Raw genomic sequence first — 15,825 nt, 5'->3', positions numbered from 1 at the left:
TTACAACAATTGAATGAAAACGTCAGAACCAGGGCAAGGCGCTGCTGCTGTCTTGCGGCAAGGCCCATTTCGGGTCGTAATCGATCTGCGCCAGGTAAAGGCCATCGGGCATGAAGGTGGGCGCGGCCGCGTGACGGTCCTTGCTTTCCAGTAAATGTCCGAGCCATTCCGGCTTTTCGCGCCCGGTGCCGATATACACGAGGGAACCGACCAGGTTGCGCACCATGTGGTGCAGGAAGGCATTGGCCGTGATGGTGAAGATGACGCAATCGCCACGCCGCTCGATGCGGATGTCGTGCATCAGCTTGACGGGTGACTTGGCTTGGCATTGCGCGGCGCGGAAGGCCGTAAAATCATGCCAGCCCAGCAGCGGCTGCACGGCCTGGCGCATCAACGCTACGTCCAGCGGACGGAAAAAAAAGCCGGCGCGCCCTTCCACCAGCGGCGAACGGGTGGCATTGTTATACAACACATAATGGTAGGTGCGCGCGCGCGCGCTGAAGCGGGCGTGGAAGAAATCGTTAACGGTGGGATCGCCAGCGAGCTCCTTGGCCCAGCGCACGGCGATGGATTTCGGCAGGAAGGCGTTGACGCCGCGCACCCACGAGTGCACATCGCGGTTCAGTTGCGTATCGAAATGCACAACCTGCTCCAGCGCATGCACGCCCGTATCCGTGCGCCCGGCGCAGGTGGTGGCCAAGCGCACGCGGGCAAACTGCTCGAGCGCGTTTTCCAGCTGGTCCTGTACCGTTTGCCCGTCTTCCTGTTTCTGGTAACCATGCCAAGCCGTGCCGTCGTACTGCAGACCGAGGACGATACGCTTGCATGGCGTTGCTGTCGTAATATTTTGCATCAGAGCATTATACCGGCGCAAAGGCGGCCCCGCATTCCGGCCACACAAGCGCCTGAGACGACGTTCAGGGCAAGGCGCGCGGTCGAAGACAGTACGAATAGCACGGCCGGACCGTGCCACGCAGCCATGGACGTCGTATCAGGTGCTTAGCTCAGCAGCGCACGCATGGTATTGGCCTTCGCGACCTGCTCTTCGCTGCCGCCCTTGATGACTTCATCGATCAACTCGCGCGCGCCTTCCTTGTCGCCGATTTCCTGGTAGGCGATCGCCAGGTCAAGCTTGGTATCCATTTCCATGTGGATGGCCGACAAGGGATCATCCACGCCCACGCTGGCCGTCTTGCCATCGTGGAGGTCCAGGTCGATGCCGGACAAATCGAATTCTTGCGCCGGCGGTATGGCTTCCGGCAAGCTCGCTGGCGCTTGCGCATCGTCAAACAGGCTGTCGATGGAAGGCGCGGCGGCCGCCACCGGCGCCGCTGCGGGTGCCACCGGCTCGTCGAGGTCGAAATGCGCCAAGTCCACGTCCGTCAGCGGGTCGGGCAAGGGCGTCATGCCGGCGCCCACGCCATTGACGGGGCCCGCTGGCGGCTCCAGGTCGAGGCCGAAATCCATGCTGGCGTCATCGTGCGCTTCGTGCATATCCTGTGCGCTCTGCGTGGCGGCCGGCGACTTGCGATCCGGTCCCGGCATGGCGATCGGATCGCTGGTGGAGACCGGTTCGAAATCGAGACTGTCGAGGTCGAAGTCGAGGGGGTCGCGTGCATCGCGGGGGCTCACGGAGGCAGGCGGCGCGGCCGGCGCCAGGTCGGCTAGCGGTGTGGGCGAAGCCCGATCGTCGGACAAGTCGATGCTCTGGTCACGCACGTCACCGCCGCCCTGGCTCAGGCTGACAACGGCATCGTCTTGCGTATCGCCATACAGGGGGTTGACCGGGTCGAGCGCCAAGCCCAGCGCAGCTGCTTGCGCCCACTCTTCACCCTGCCCCCGAGTCAGGCTGTAGAGCTCACCAGCCTGGTCTTCAAACGCGCGCACATCATTGCGGGCAGAATAGATTTCCAGCAACTTCAGGCGAGCCGCATGACGCTCGGGATGGCTGCGCAAGGCTTCCTTGAGGATATCTTCCGCCTGGCCATCACGGCCATAAGCGATATACACGTCGGCTTCGGCGACAGGGTCAGTTTCATTGCCTTCAAGCATACTGGCACCCGCTGCGGCAGCCACGCCGGCAACGGCGGCTGGCGTACCGTCCAGCTGGCTATCGACCGCGGATTGCTGGCCTTCCGGCACCAGGCCCACTGGCGGCGCCACAGGCGCTTCCGGCGCGAACACCGGGGCGATATTGTCGCGCGAGAGTGGCGTTTCCTTGCGGCGGCGCGCGATCACCAGCGCCGCCACGGCCGCCAGCAAGGCAGCCAGGCCGATGCCGACGGCACCCAGATGGTCGCTGATCTTGTCGGCCAAGGTGGGCTCCAGCGGCGAAGGTTTCTTAACCAGCGGCACCGGTTTCACTTTCGGTGCGGCCGGCTCAGGTGCGGCCGGCTGAGGTGCGGCCGGCTGCGCCTCGGTCGGCGCGCTGGCAACGGCACTGGCCGCTGAACTGGCAACTGCGCTGGCCGCGACCTCGGCCGGCTTGGCGGGAGCGGGAGCGCTCTTGTCGGCCATGGCCTTACTTTTGACCGCCATCAACTTTTCCAGGTCGCTGACGTTCTTTTCCAGCTCCTTGACGCGCGCGGCCGCTTCATCGACCTGTTTCGCCTTGGCGATCTTGTCTTCCTCGCTGGCGACGGCGCTCTTGCCGGCCGACTTGGCCGCCGGCTCCGCTTTCGACAGTTTCAGCTTGTCTTGCGACTCGCTGACGGCCGTCGGCTTTTCCTGCACGCGGGTAGGCCCGATCTTGCCAGCCGTGCTTTGCGTCGGCTGCGCAGCCTTGCCCGGCTTGCTTTGCGACACCTGGCCTGCCAGCTTGTTGCGATAGGCTTCAAAATCGATGGCGTGCGCCGTCACGACGGCTTTTGCTGCGACCGCATCGGTGGCACGCACGGCGTGCGCATCTGGCACGGCCAGGATGCGCCCGGCCTGCATGCGGTTCATGTTGTCGCCCTTGAAGGCATCGGGATTGGCGCGGTACAGGGCGACGAGCATCATGTCGAGCGAGACGCCCGATGGTTTCATTTCGCTGGCGATGCGGCTCAGGGTATCGCCCGCCTTGACCTTGTATTCGCCTGCCGCCTTTTTCGGTGCAGTCGCCTCCGCCGGCTTGCTCTTGCCCGCAGCTACTGGCGCGGCCACTTGCGCACCGCGCGTTTGGCGCACTTCGGGTGTATCGAGCACGAATGCATATTCACGTACCTGGCGCCCGCTCTTGCTGCTCAGTTCCAGCAGCAAATCGACCATGGGTTCGGCCACCGCTTGCGCCGAACTGATGCGGATGAAGGCCTTGCCGTTGCGGTTTTCCACGGCAAACGTCAGCGCATTTAGAGCGGGATTGAATTCCACGTTGGCCTGCCGGTAGGCGTCCGGCGGCGCCAGCCTGGCCAGCAGGCCAGCTGCCTCGCCTGCCTTGACGGCCGATAATTCGACTTCGGCGCGTAGCGGCTGTCCAGCGGCGGACAGCACCGTAATCTTGCCCAGCTCGGCTGCGGATGCCGCCGGTGACAATAACACCGCACAGGCGACAGCGCTGCTCAGTGTTTGAATGACAAGGGAGGCGACCCGGGGACGAGTGTGTACAGGCATAGTTGGTGGTATCTTAGTTGACGTGGGAAAACTGTTACTTTTCCAGAAGTATCAACATATCATCATGCCCAGTGCTATGCAAGCTCCGCATGGTTGCGCCTTGAGGGGCTCAGGACGAAAAAAAAGCCGGGGAAACAGTCCCGGCTTGATCTTGATCAACAATTAGTGTCCATTACGCATCGAGCAAGATGCGCAGCATGCGGCGCAGTGGCTCGGCCGCGCCCCACAGCAATTGATCGCCCACGGTGAAGGCCGACAGATATTCGCCGCCCATGCTCATCTTGCGCACGCGGCCGACGGGTATCGTCAAACTACCGGTGACGGCGGCAGGCGACAAGTCGCGCACGGACGCTTCGCGCGTGTTCGGCACCAGCTTGACCCATTGATTGTTGCTGGCGATGATGTCGTTGATTTCATCGAGCGGCACGTCTTTCTTCAGCTTGATGGTCAGCGCTTGCGAATGACAGCGCATGGCGCCGATGCGCACGCACAGGCCATCGACAGCAATTTCCTTGGTGCCAAAGTCGCTGCCGCGACCAAGAATCTTGTTCGTTTCCGCGCCCGCCTTCCACTCTTCCTTGGACTGACCGTTGCCCAGGTCCTTGTCGATCCACGGGATCAGGTTGCCGGCCAGTGGCGCGCCGAATTGCTTGATTTCATCTGAGGAATAGCCATGCTGGGTGGCCAGCACCTGGCGGTCGATTTCCAGGATGGCGGAAGCGGGGTTGTCCAGCAGCGCCTTGACGGCGCTGTTGATGGTGCCAAATTGCGTCAGCAACTCGCGCATGTGCTGCGCGCCGCCGCCCGATGCCGCCTGGTACGTCATCGACGTCATCCAGTCGATCAAATCGTGCTGGAACAGGCCGCCCAGGCCCATCATCATGCACGACACGGTGCAATTGCCGCCGATGTAGTTCTTCACGCCCTTGCCCAACGCATCCTTGATGACGTGCAGGTTGACGGGATCGAGTACGATGACGGCGTCTTTTTCCATGCGCAAGGTCGAGGCCGCATCGATCCAGTAGCCATTCCAGCCCGCTGCGCGCAACTGCGGGAAGACCGCGCTCGTGTAGTCGCCACCCTGGCAGGAAATGATGATGTCGCACTTGGACAGTTCGGCGATATTGCTGGCATCCTTGAGGATGGTTTCATTCTTCGCCATGGCCGGCGCCGCGCCGCCCGTGTTCGAGGTCGTGAAAAACACCGGTTCGATATGGGCGAAATCGCCCTCTTCCTGCATGCGCTGCATCAGGACCGAACCGACCATACCGCGCCAACCTACCAAGCCAACTAATTTCATTACCATTCCTCAAGATGAGACGGCGACTGCCGTCATTAGACTATTTTATCCCAGTGCTTTTACAACTGCATCACCCATGGCCTCGGTACCGACCAAAGTCGTGCCCGCTTCATGGATGTCGGCCGTGCGCAGACCTTGCGCCAACACCTTCTTCACCGCAGCCTCGACGCGCAGCGCCTGCTCTTCGCGGTTCAGCGAATAGCGCAACATCATCGCCGCCGACAGGATCGTCGCCAGCGGATTGGCGATGCCCTTGCCCGCGATGTCGGGCGCCGAACCGTGCGAAGGCTCGTACAAGCCCTTGTTGTTGGCGTCGAGCGAAGCGGACGGCAGCATGCCGATCGAGCCCGTCAACATGGCGGCCGCGTCCGACAAGATGTCGCCGAACATATTGCCCGTCACCATGACGTCGAATTTCTTCGGCGCCCGCACCAGCTGCATGGCCGCGTTATCGACATACATATGATCGAGCGCAACGTCAGGATATTGCTTGTGCACGTCGATGACGATGTCTTTCCAGAACTGGAACGTTTCGAGCACGTTCGCCTTGTCCACGCTGGTCAGGCGCTTGTCGCGCTTTTGCGCCGCCTGGAAAGCCACGTGGGCGATGCGGCGGATTTCGCCTTCCGCATAGCGCATGGTGTCAAAACCTTCGCGCTGGCCCTTGAACGGACCGTCCGGGCACTCGCGCACGCCACGCGGCTGGCCGAAATAAATGTCGCCCGTCAATTCACGGATGATCAAAATATCCAGGCCGGACACCACTTCCGGCTTCAGTGTCGAGGCGCCCGCCAGTTCCGGGTACAAAATGGCCGGACGCAGGTTGGCGAACAGGCCCAAGTTCTTGCGCAAGCCCAAAATCGCTTGCTCGGGACGGAACTGGCGCTCCAGATTGTCGTACTGATAATCGCCAACGGCACCGAACAGCACGGCATCGGCCGCTTTTGCCAGGGCCAGCGTGCCTTCCGGCAAGGGGTGGCCATGCGCAGCATAGCCGGCGCCGCCCACGGGCGCTGTTTCGAGTTCGAACGATTCGCCCAGCACATGCAAGACCTTGACGGCTTGCGCGACAATTTCAGGACCGATGCCGTCGCCGGGTAAGATTGCAATTTTCATATTTTTTATCGATCAGATGACGTTGGCGAGCCACGGTTGCGTGGCGAGGTGGCGTTCTTCGAAGGCACGGATATCGTCGGCATGGCGCAGAGTCAGGCCGATATCGTCGAGCCCATTCATCAGGCAGTATTTGCGGAAGGCATCGATCTCGAACGGATACGAGACACTACCATTGCCGGTGCGCACGCATTGCTGTTCCAGGTCCACCACCAGCTTGTAACCGGGGAATGCCTTGACTTCATGGAACAGATGCTCGACCTGGCTTTCCGACAGCACGATGGGCAGCAAGCCGTTCTTGTAACAATTATTGAAGAAGATGTCGGCAAACGAGGGCGCGATAATGGCGCGAAAACCATACTGGTCGAGCGCCCACGGCGCGTGTTCGCGCGAGGAGCCGCAGCCGAAGTTCTTGCGCGTCAGCAAAATCGAAGCGCCCTGGTAGCGTTGCTCGTTGAGCACGAACTCAGGGTTCAGCGGGCGCCGACTATTGTCCTGGCCCGGTTCGCCATGGTCGAGGTAGCGCCATTCATCGAACAGGTTGGGGCCGAAACCACTGCGGTGGATCGATTTCAGGAATTGCTTCGGAATAATCGCGTCGGTGTCGACGTTGGCGCGGTCCAGCGGCGCTACCAGGCCTTCGTAAAGCGTAAATTTATCCATGCTATGTCTACTCGTTAAGACGCGCGGCGCAGGGCGCCGGCACGTCACGGTTTATTTTCCGCCGGCGCCAGTGACGACCTGGCCGACTTTCTGCACATCGCGGCCGATGCCGGAGACGGTGTTGCAGCCAGACAGGATGACGGTGGCGATGAGGAGGGCGAAGAGTTTTTTCATGATGATTTCTTGATAGTAAGTATGGAACGGGCAATGCTAGTGTACGCCAGCGGCACCCGTCCCCGCCATCATCGCAAAGCCCGCACGTCGACAAAGTGGCCGGCGATGCCCGCCGCTGCCGCCATCGCTGGCGACACCAGATGGGTCCGGCCGCCCTGCCCCTGCCGACCCTCGAAGTTGCGGTTCGAAGTCGAGGCGCAACGCTCGCCCGGCTCCAGACGGTCCGCATTCATGGCCAGGCACATCGAGCAACCGGGCTCGCGCCACTCGAAGCCGGCATCCTTGAAGATACGGTCCAGGCCTTCACGCTCGGCCTGGTCCTTGACGAGACCGGAACCGGGCACCACCAGCGCCAGGGTGACGTTCGAGGCGCGGTGCTTGCCGCGCACCACGGCAGCGGCCGCGCGCAAGTCTTCGATGCGCGAATTGGTGCAAGAACCGATGAAGACCTTGTCGATACGGATGTCTTCGATGGCGGTATTCGGTTTCAGGGCCATGTAGAGCAGCGCCTTTTCCATCGCGTCGCGCTTGACGCTGTCTTTTTCCTGGTCAGGATCGGGCACGCGGCCATCGATACCGACCACCATCTCGGGCGATGTGCCCCAGGTCACTTGCGGCACGATGTCTTGCGCGTTGAGCGTGACGACCAGGTCGAAGCGGGCGCCGGGGTCCGAATGCAGGGTGCGCCAGTAGGCCACGGCGCGCTCCCAGTGCGGACCGGCCGGCGAAAACGGACGGCCCTTGACGTAATTGATGGTGGTGTCATCGACACCGATGATGCCGGCGCGCGCGCCCGCCTCGATAGCCATATTGCACACCGTCATGCGCCCTTCCATCGACAGCGCACGGATGGCCGCGCCGCCAAATTCGATGCAGTAGCCGGTACCGCCGGCCGTGCCGATCTTGCCGATGATGGCCAGCACGATATCCTTGGCCGTCACGCCGGCCGGCAAGGCGCCGTCAACCTGCACCAGCATGGACTTGGATTTCTTTTGCAGCAAGGTTTGCGTGGCCAGCACGTGCTCCACTTCCGACGTGCCGATGCCGTGCGCCAGCGCGCCGAAGGCGCCGTGCGTGGACGTGTGCGAATCGCCGCAAACAACCGTCATGCCGGGCAAGGTCGCACCCTGTTCAGGGCCGATCACATGCACGATCCCCTGGCGCTTGTCATTCATGTTGAAGTAGGTCAGGCCATAGTGCTTGGCATTCTTGTCCAGCGTTTCCACCTGCAGACGCGAGACCGGATCGGCAATGCCGTCGATGCGGCTGGTGGTCGGCACGTTATGGTCGGCCACGGCCAGGTTGGCGGAAATGCGCCACGGCTGGCGGCCTGCCACGCTGAGGCCATCGAAGGCTTGCGGGCTGGTGACTTCGTGCAGCAGGTGCCGGTCGATGTACAAAATTGTCGTGCCATCATCTTCGGCCCGAACAACGTGGGATTCCCAGAGTTTGTCGTAAAGCGTCTTCATCATGATTTATGCAGCGTTGCCACAGCCTGTAGTAAGTGATCAAGTGATACCAAGTCATGCTAAGTCATACGGTGATCCACGGGGATTATGCCATACATTGCGCAACACAGAACCGAAACAGGTAAAAGCGTGGTGTTGGCGATACAAAGTTTGGCTACGCCGTTAGATATGAGCTGGAAATTGCCGATATCAGCACATTGGCGGCAGACCGCGCTTATCCGCAGGCGGGCCGCCGAACGTGTCACGGCGCAATCAGAGTGCCATTTTTTCTTGATATTATGTGTATTGTATTTTGACAATAAACACCGGCGCATGCGCGCCACCACACCCAAGGACCTCAATGAAACTGAACTTGTTGGCGCTGGCCGCCCTGACCCTGGCCGCGCCGCCCTTGGCCAGCGCCGATGCGGCGGCGGCCACGCCGGGAGCAAGCTGCCTGCAGGACTTGCACGACATTGCGCCCTTCCTGCTGGAAAATGACACGGGGGCGCGCCAGCACCTGGCGCAAAAGGGAGCGGCGTATTTCGACCTGGCGCTGAGCCGCGCAAGCGAGGCCGCGGAAAACACTAGCGATGCATCTGCTTGTAATGTCATCCTGGCCGATTATCTGAGTAAGTGGCGCACAGGCCATCTGCAGATCGTGCCCAGCGCAGCATTGAAGCACAGCAAACCAGCGCCGCCCTCCACGCCCACTGCAAATACGGTTGATAAAAGAGCGCCATCGCTGCAACTGCTGTCACCTCGGACCGCCTTACTGACACTGCCCAGTTTTTTTCCTCAGTACGGCAAGGCAATCGCTGATTTACTGGCAAGCAGGCGTCACGATCTTGCCACCCACCCCCACTGGATCATTGATGTCAGGCGCAATGATGGCGGCAGTGATAGCACTTATGCGCCGCTGCTGCCATGGATCAGCTCAGGCGAGATCGTCAGCGTGGGCGGCGAATGGCTGGCCACGCCAGCCAATATTGCCGGACAGGAAGGTATCTGCGCGCTGTACGCCCCCGGTGATGCCTCGTGCACGACAGACAGTGAGCATGCCGTCGCCCGGATGCGCAGCGTCGAATCAGGCCAGTTTGTAACACAGCGAACCGATGGGCCTGTCAGCTATGGAAGTTTGCCCAAAAAGAAGACGCAGCCGGCCCGCGTCGCGGTACTGGTCGACCGCGATTGCGGGAGCTCCTGCGAACAATTCCTGCTGGCGGTACGGCAGAGTTTTCATGTCAAGTTGATCGGCCGCAGCAGCTACGGTGCGCTCGATTATTCGAACGTGCGCCTGCATGCCTTGCCCTCAGGGCTACGCCAGCTCATGTACGCGACCTCGCGCTCGGCCCGCTTGCCGCAGGTACAGGTCGACCTGAACGGCATCATGCCCGACATCTACCTGCCGCCACCGAAGGACGAAGCGGAACGCGCCCAGGAAATCGTGCGCGTGCAACGCTGGCTGGAAGGCGGCACCCTGCGCCCGGACAGCATGTGATTGCACCATGAAAAAAAACCCGCTATGCATAGCGGGCTTTCGAATGAATACAACGATACTAAAGGCAGCTGAGAAAACCGTAGCGAGCGGAATGCAAGGCTGACTAAGAAGCGCCACCGTACTCTGGTACGGTGAGCATCGCAGGCTGCCTATACCGACGCGCAGCAGGTTTTGTCAGGTGCCATCATGCGGCCATGCGCACACTACCCCTGCAACCATCCATCAGGAACGACAGGCCTACTACCAGTACCAGCTCGCCTTCGGCAGAGCGGGCGGTGCCGGTAATGCCTTCCACGGTGATGGCCGTCATCGGCTTGATCACCAGGTCGGCCGTGCCATCGACGGCTGCCACGGCCAGAATATAAGGCTGTGGCGCAGCAACAACAATGCCCACGCGTTCGCTGCACGCTTCATAGCCCAGGGAGCCGGCCAGCGAGCGCACGGGCAATGGACGACCCTGGTCTTTCAGTACCGGCGCGCCACCCACTTCCATGAAGGTTTCCGGCAATTCGACGACGCGTTGCACCACCGCCATCGGCAGCGCCAGCGCGGCACCCGACGTCGACACCAGCATGGTCGGCACGATGGACAGCTCGATCGGCAGGCGGATGGCAAACTTGGTGCCCTTGCCCAGCGTCGATTCGATATGGATGGCGCCGCGATTTTTCTCCACGGCTGTCTTGACCACGTCCATGCCGACACCGCGACCGGAAACGCTGGAGGCGACTTCCTTGGTCGAGAAGCCCGGCAGGAACACCAGCTGGAAGCATTCGTCGTTGCTCAATTGCGCGCTTTCGCTGATCAAGCCTTTTTGCTGTGCCTTGCTGCGCAGGAAGACCGGGTCCATGCCCTTGCCATCATCCTGCAGCACGATCATGACGCTGTTCGCTTCCTGCCAAGCCTTCAGTGAAATATACGATTTGGCGGGCTTGCCGGCGGCCAGACGCGCTTCCGGCGACTCGACGCCATGGTCTAGCGAATTGCGCAACATGTGCACGAGCGGATCGTACAGGCTGTCAACTACCACGCGGTCGACTTCCGTCTCCGCACCCTCAATGGTCAGCTCGACATCCTTGCCCAAGTCTTTTGCCAGTTCGCGCACCAGACGCGGAAATTTCTGGAACAGACGGCCCACCGGTTGCATGCGCGTGGCAAGCGTGGCCCGCTGCAACTCGGTCGAGTAGCGCGAAGCGCGTTCCAGCGTTTCCGCCAGGGTCGCCATCAGGGTAGCAGCTTGCCCTTCGAATTTGAATTGCAACAAGCGTTCGAGCAGCACTGCGGCCTGGTTCGCAGCCTGTACCGATTCGCCGGCCACTTCCAGCAGGGCGTCTAGTTTGACGGCGTCGACGCGGATACTGTCTTCCTTGACGGGCGCGGCATGGCGCACTTCCGGACGTTCTTCGCGACGTTCCGCGCCATCCCAGGCTTTGCCTGCCGGCTTGGCGGCAGCAGTAGCAGCAGGCGCGGCGGCCGCAGCGACAGGCGCAGCGGCGACAGGCGCCGGTGTGCCAGCAAGCTGGCTGCCCGCCGGCACGACGGCGTTATACATACCTTCCCAGTCCAGGCCATCGGCGCTGGCAGTGGCAACAGCGGCAACCGGCGCAGCGACGACGACTGCGGCAACGGACGCGGCCACTTCCACAGCCACCGCAGCAGCAGGCGCAGCGGCGTCCATGCCCTTGCCTTCGATGGCGTTCGTCAGGATGTGCTCCAGCTCTTCCGGCATGGCCGGCAAGCTTTCCGGCGCGCTACCGTTGGCCAGTTCCGTCAGCTGGTCGGCCACGAAACCGGACGCTTGCAATGCCGCCTCGATGGCGATCGGCGTCACCGGTGCGGCGCCCGTGCGCAAGGCGTCGAACAGGTTTTCCGTCAGATGGCAGGCAGCCACCAGCGCGGGTAGGCCCATGAAGCCGGCACCACCCTTGATGGTGTGGAAGGAGCGAAACACGGCATTCAGTGTTTCTTTGTTGTCGGGATCACGCTCAAGACACAATAAGTGCTCTTCAACATTCACCGCAAGATCCATCGCCTCAACGACGAAATCCTTGAGCATATCGTCCATTAGAATCCCAAATCGGCAAGAAGGTCGTCTACATTATCCTGGTCCAGCGCCACCGAAGGAACGGACGGGCCCTGCATCAGCGGCACCGGCTTTTGCGCCAGTTTTTCGCGCACTTCGGCCGGTGCATTGTCGCGCAGCAGCTGGGCAAGCTCGTGCTCCACCGTCTTGGTGATGTTGACCACTTTCTTGATCAGCTGGCCCGTGATGTCCTGGAAGTCCTGCGCCATCATGATTTCCAGCAAGCGCGCTTTTTCCGCTTCCGTCGCCTCGGCAACGGCTTGCGCGAACTGACGGGAATCGCCGGCCAGGGCCTTGAATTCTTCCAGGCTCAGCTTGCCATCGAACAGCGCCGTCCAGCGGCTGTCCATGTCCTTGGCTTTCTTCGACAACACATCTTGCGCCGGCATGCCCTCGTCTAGCGTATTCAAGACCTTGTTGGCGGCCTGTTCCGTCAGTGTGGCGACATACTCGAGGCGGTCCTGGGCGTCGACGATCTGCGACGACGCTTCCGTCAACGCCTTGTCGTAGCCCAGTTCGCGCAGCGAATCGTGCAGCAGGCGCACGATGCCGCCCAGGCGTTCAAACATCGGCTTGTCGGACTGGTCGACCGCAACGGCCGCTTCGCCGGGCACGCCTGCGGGAGATGCGGCTGGCGCTTCCGGCGCGGCGGCGACTGGCGCTTCCGCTGCGGCTGCCGGCACGCTGGCGCTGGCCGACACCGAGTCGAACAGCGCGTCAAAGTCGTCGTCCGCGCTCACGGCTGCGGGCGCTGCAGCGGGTGCGGGCTGGGGAGCTGCCGCACTTTGCGCAGATACTTCATCGAATAATGCATCGAAATCATCAGCGGCGTTGGTCATATCCCTGCTTCTCCATAAATTGTCAAAATTCCGCCTGAACTGTGCGTTTTACAGACTGATACCCACAATTTCTCGATTAAGATGATTTGAGGCAATACCGCTGCGATGGTGCGAGTGTAGCAGGGCGCCACCCTGTTGGTAAATCTCAAAACGCGCTTCCTGGTGCAAAGCCGGCCCACAAGAGCTTTTCTCCCAGGAAATAAGTGTTCCTGCTGTTGTATTTTGAAATACTACCATTGGCGTGCGCACAAGACCACGCGCCAGACAAGAAATCTTACTCAAGGGTGCTTGCACAACAGTACTCCACGACTATAGTTGCAATTAAAACACAATCCCTCTACCAATGTTGTCTATACTAAAGGTGCAACAGTATTGATAATTATCAAGTCCCTATATGAATACCATACTGCCGCCGCGTCTACAATGAGGGGCGTTACGCGCGCTGAGTCACTGCCAAAGGACCTGCCATGTATAAGAAAATTCTGATCGCCACGGACGGCTCCACCGTCTCCAACTTGACCGCTTGCGCCGGCGTTGCCTTTGCCGAACAGATGAACGCCGACATCGTTGCCCTGTACGTGGCGCCCGAATACCAGTATCCGGTGTACATCGAGATCATTCCACCGAGCTATCCCAGCGAAGAAGAATATCGGATCGCCATGCGCAAGGCCGGCACAGAGCACTGGCAGCCCATCCTCGACGCCGCTGCCAAGCGGGGCCTGGAAGCGACGGGCCTGACCGCTTTTTCCGACAGCCCGGCCATGAAAATCGTCGAAGCGGCGCAATCGCAGCACTGCGACCTGATCTTCATGGGTTCGCATGGCCGCAGCGGCTGGGGGCAATTGCTGCTCGGCAGCGTGACCAACAAGGTGCTGTCGCACTCGACATTGCCGGTGCTGGTGCATAGGCTGATCAAGGAACCGCCACCGCAATAGCAGTTCGCATCGCCACAGAGGGGGGCGCAGCCGGCCTAGCGGGTAAGAAGACAAACTTGCGGCCATTCGGTTAAAATAACAATGTTTCTCGTTTCTCAACATTCGACCGGCCGCCACAAAACGGCCGAAGCACACTACTTGCCTCCAGATTGCCCGCCTATGATACGTATCGTGATTGCTGATGACCATACCATCATGCGGGAAGGATTGAAGCGCATTCTTGATGGCGCACCCGACATCGACATCGTGGGTGAAGCCATCGACGGCTTTGACGTACTCAATCACGTGCGCCAGGGCGGCTTCGACCTGCTGCTACTCGACCTGTCGATGCCCGGCCGCAGCGGCGTCGACCTGATCCGGCAAATCCGCAGCGAGGCACCCAAGCTGGCCATCCTGATCCTCACCATGCACGAGGAAGAGCAGTATGCGGTGCGCGCCATCCGCGCTGGCGCACAAGGCTATCTGACCAAAGAAAGCGCGGGCACCCAGTTGGTGGGCGCGATACACAAGGTGGCGTCGGGACGTCCCTACATCAGCGCCGAGGTAGCCGAGCAGCTCGTGCTCAACATCATGATGCCGAACGAAAGCTTGCTGCACAAACAGCTCTCAGACCGCGAATTCGAAGTCTTTTCCCTGCTCGTGGCGGGTAAGTCGATCACCGAAATCGCCAATAACCTGCATCTGAGCGTGAAGACGGTGAGCACCCACAAGACGCGCATCATGCAAAAGATGAGCATGAGTTCGCTGTCAGAAATGGTCCAGTATGCGGTGGCGCACCGCCTGCTGTCGCCCTTCAAGAGCTGAGCATGTCCAGGCGCACCATCGCGTAGGAACAATCCTACATCAACTACCATAGCTCCTACTGCCATATTCAGCCTCTGCTGATATGAATTCGGGACGCTTGTTGGCATACTGAAACCAGTCGCCAAGTTGCTGGAAAGTTATTTCATCACCCAGCAAGTCTTCCGCGAATTGAGATTTACCAGCCTGGATGCGCGTCGCCCTTGCCTGCCCGCCGCCCTGTGCACCCTGTCATTCAACTCTGAACTACCTGTCACCAGGAGATGAACATGCCGTCCACGCAAACGCCTGAAACCCGCGCTGCCTCTCCATCGCTGTCCCCCTCCTCGCCGATGGAAGCGGGGCGCCAGCGCCAGGGGCGGCTATGGTCGAACCTGAAGGAAGTATGCGACCTGCTGCATATCTCCAGCGCCTGCACCGTCGCCGCCGATGAGCTGCTGTTCCAGCACGTGCAATTCAAGACGGGCCAGCGCGTGCACACCATAGGCCAGGCCTTCGATACCCTCTACATCGTCAATTCGGGCTTCCTGAAAACCGTGCTCATCGACGAATTCGGCAATGAGCAGGTACTCAGCTTTCCCATGAAGGGGGACATGCTCGGCGTCGATGGCATCCACTCGCGCCATTATTCGTCCGAAGCGGTGGCCTTGTCCGACTGCGACCTGATACTGCTGCCGTTCAAGAAACTGACGGCGCTAGGCAGAGTCCACCTGGAACTGGAAAACGTCATGTATGGCGTGATGAGCCGCGAACTGGTGCGCGAGCAAGCCATGATCGGCATGCTGGGCGCCCTCAGCGCGGAGGCCCGCGTGGCGCGCTTCCTCGTCTCGCTGGCCGAGCGTTTTGCGCAAATGGGCTATTCAAGCAAACTATTCAACCTGCGCATGACGCGCCATGAAATCGGCAGCTACCTGGGCCTGACCCTGGAAACGGTCAGCCGCACCCTGTCGGCCTTCAATGAAATCGGCCTGATCTCGGTCGATCAGCGCACCATCGGCTTGAAGTACCCGGAGGCGCTGAAAACCCTGCGCCGCCTGCCGCCCTCACGCTCGCGCGCGAAACAGTTGGCAGCGGCCAAGCTGAAGGCCGACAACACGGCTGCCGCTACCGCCTCGGCGCAATTGCTGGCCACCATCTAAGTAAGTCCCCACTCCTTCAAGCTTGGCACAGGCTTGACTTGGACAAGGCGCGCACCGCCTTGGCCAAGTCTTTTTTGCTGCCGCTCTCCTCGCATGCCGCGCCTGCGGCCGCCTTTGTCCAGCCGCCTTCCTCATCCACGCTGTCATGCGGGCGTAAAAAAGCGCGGATTGCGCACAAATAAGCCTTGCTTTTCGGGCCACATTCGAGAATAATGCAAATACGAATCATTCTCAACTGAGA

Annotated in this window: 13 protein-coding genes; 4 read left to right on the top strand and 9 right to left on the bottom strand. The window is 60.8% G+C overall.

The window, feature by feature from the left end:
• Window positions 1–22: 22 nt before the first annotated feature.
• From truA to leuC, 7 genes are all read right to left on the bottom strand, one after another.
• On the bottom strand, window positions 23–853 hold the full coding sequence (truA, locus tag ACQ4V8_RS01705) for a tRNA pseudouridine(38-40) synthase TruA (protein ID WP_070346466.1): 831 nt from the start codon (window positions 851–853) through the stop codon (window positions 23–25).
• A 146-nt stretch (window positions 854–999) separates the two neighbouring features.
• The gene (locus ACQ4V8_RS01700; protein WP_436570793.1) at window positions 1,000–3,519 is read right to left on the bottom strand and encodes a motility hub landmark protein FimV; all 2,520 of its coding nucleotides are present in this window, start codon (window positions 3,517–3,519) and stop codon (window positions 1,000–1,002) included.
• Between the two features lie 244 nt (window positions 3,520–3,763).
• Complete coding sequence (gene asd / locus ACQ4V8_RS01695; protein ID WP_010400401.1) at window positions 3,764–4,891, bottom strand: aspartate-semialdehyde dehydrogenase; 1,128 nt, start codon at window positions 4,889–4,891, stop codon at window positions 3,764–3,766.
• A 45-nt stretch (window positions 4,892–4,936) separates the two neighbouring features.
• The gene (gene leuB / locus ACQ4V8_RS01690; protein ID WP_010400403.1) at window positions 4,937–6,007 is read right to left on the bottom strand and encodes a 3-isopropylmalate dehydrogenase; all 1,071 of its coding nucleotides are present in this window, start codon (window positions 6,005–6,007) and stop codon (window positions 4,937–4,939) included.
• Between the two features lie 12 nt (window positions 6,008–6,019).
• Window positions 6,020–6,667, bottom strand: coding sequence for a 3-isopropylmalate dehydratase small subunit (gene leuD, locus ACQ4V8_RS01685; RefSeq protein WP_010400405.1), 648 nt, complete (start codon window positions 6,665–6,667; stop codon window positions 6,020–6,022).
• Window positions 6,668–6,718: 51 nt separating this feature from the next.
• A complete protein-coding gene (locus ACQ4V8_RS01680; protein ID WP_010400408.1) occupies window positions 6,719–6,841 on the bottom strand; it encodes an entericidin A/B family lipoprotein in 123 nt (40 codons plus the stop codon).
• Window positions 6,842–6,909: 68 nt separating this feature from the next.
• Entirely contained in the window at window positions 6,910–8,313 is a 1,404-nt protein-coding gene (gene leuC / locus ACQ4V8_RS01675; RefSeq protein WP_029496575.1) for a 3-isopropylmalate dehydratase large subunit, read from the bottom strand.
• A gap of 337 nt (window positions 8,314–8,650) precedes the next feature.
• On the opposite strand from leuC, the gene ACQ4V8_RS01670 reads away from it, so the two are divergent.
• Window positions 8,651–9,790 carry a S41 family peptidase gene (locus tag ACQ4V8_RS01670; protein WP_436570792.1) on the top strand — a complete coding sequence of 380 codons (1,140 nt, stop codon included), beginning with the start codon at window positions 8,651–8,653 and terminating at the stop codon, window positions 9,788–9,790.
• Window positions 9,791–9,974: 184 nt separating this feature from the next.
• Here ACQ4V8_RS01670 and ACQ4V8_RS01665 read toward each other — a convergent pair whose 3' ends face one another.
• Window positions 9,975–11,852, bottom strand: coding sequence for a chemotaxis protein CheA (locus tag ACQ4V8_RS01665; RefSeq protein WP_436570791.1), 1,878 nt, complete (start codon window positions 11,850–11,852; stop codon window positions 9,975–9,977).
• Window positions 11,852–12,709 (bottom strand): protein phosphatase CheZ, encoded by an 858-nt coding sequence (locus ACQ4V8_RS01660; protein WP_070346462.1) that lies wholly within the window; start codon window positions 12,707–12,709, stop codon window positions 11,852–11,854. Before ACQ4V8_RS01660 ends, ACQ4V8_RS01665 begins: the two co-directional genes overlap by 1 nt.
• 467 nt (window positions 12,710–13,176) lie before the next feature.
• Between ACQ4V8_RS01660 and ACQ4V8_RS01655 the strand changes: the two genes are divergently transcribed.
• The 3 genes from ACQ4V8_RS01655 (at window position 13,177) to ACQ4V8_RS01645 (ending at window position 15,584) form a co-directional block, all read left to right on the top strand.
• Window positions 13,177–13,644 (top strand): universal stress protein, encoded by a 468-nt coding sequence (locus ACQ4V8_RS01655; protein WP_010400416.1) that lies wholly within the window; start codon window positions 13,177–13,179, stop codon window positions 13,642–13,644.
• Between the two features lie 159 nt (window positions 13,645–13,803).
• Window positions 13,804–14,448, top strand: a complete 645-nt coding sequence (locus ACQ4V8_RS01650) for a response regulator (protein WP_010400418.1) — start codon at window positions 13,804–13,806, stop codon at window positions 14,446–14,448.
• A gap of 329 nt (window positions 14,449–14,777) precedes the next feature.
• Window positions 14,778–15,584 (top strand): Crp/Fnr family transcriptional regulator, encoded by an 807-nt coding sequence (locus ACQ4V8_RS01645; RefSeq protein WP_436570867.1) that lies wholly within the window; start codon window positions 14,778–14,780, stop codon window positions 15,582–15,584.
• The last annotated feature ends 241 nt before the right edge of the window (window positions 15,585–15,825 follow it).

The organism is Janthinobacterium paucivorans (assembly GCF_051380805.1).
Lineage (GTDB): Bacteria > Pseudomonadota > Gammaproteobacteria > Burkholderiales > Burkholderiaceae_D > Janthinobacterium > Janthinobacterium lividum_D.
Note: the sequence above shows the minus strand (reverse complement) of the source record. Positions and strands in the feature narration are given on the sequence as shown.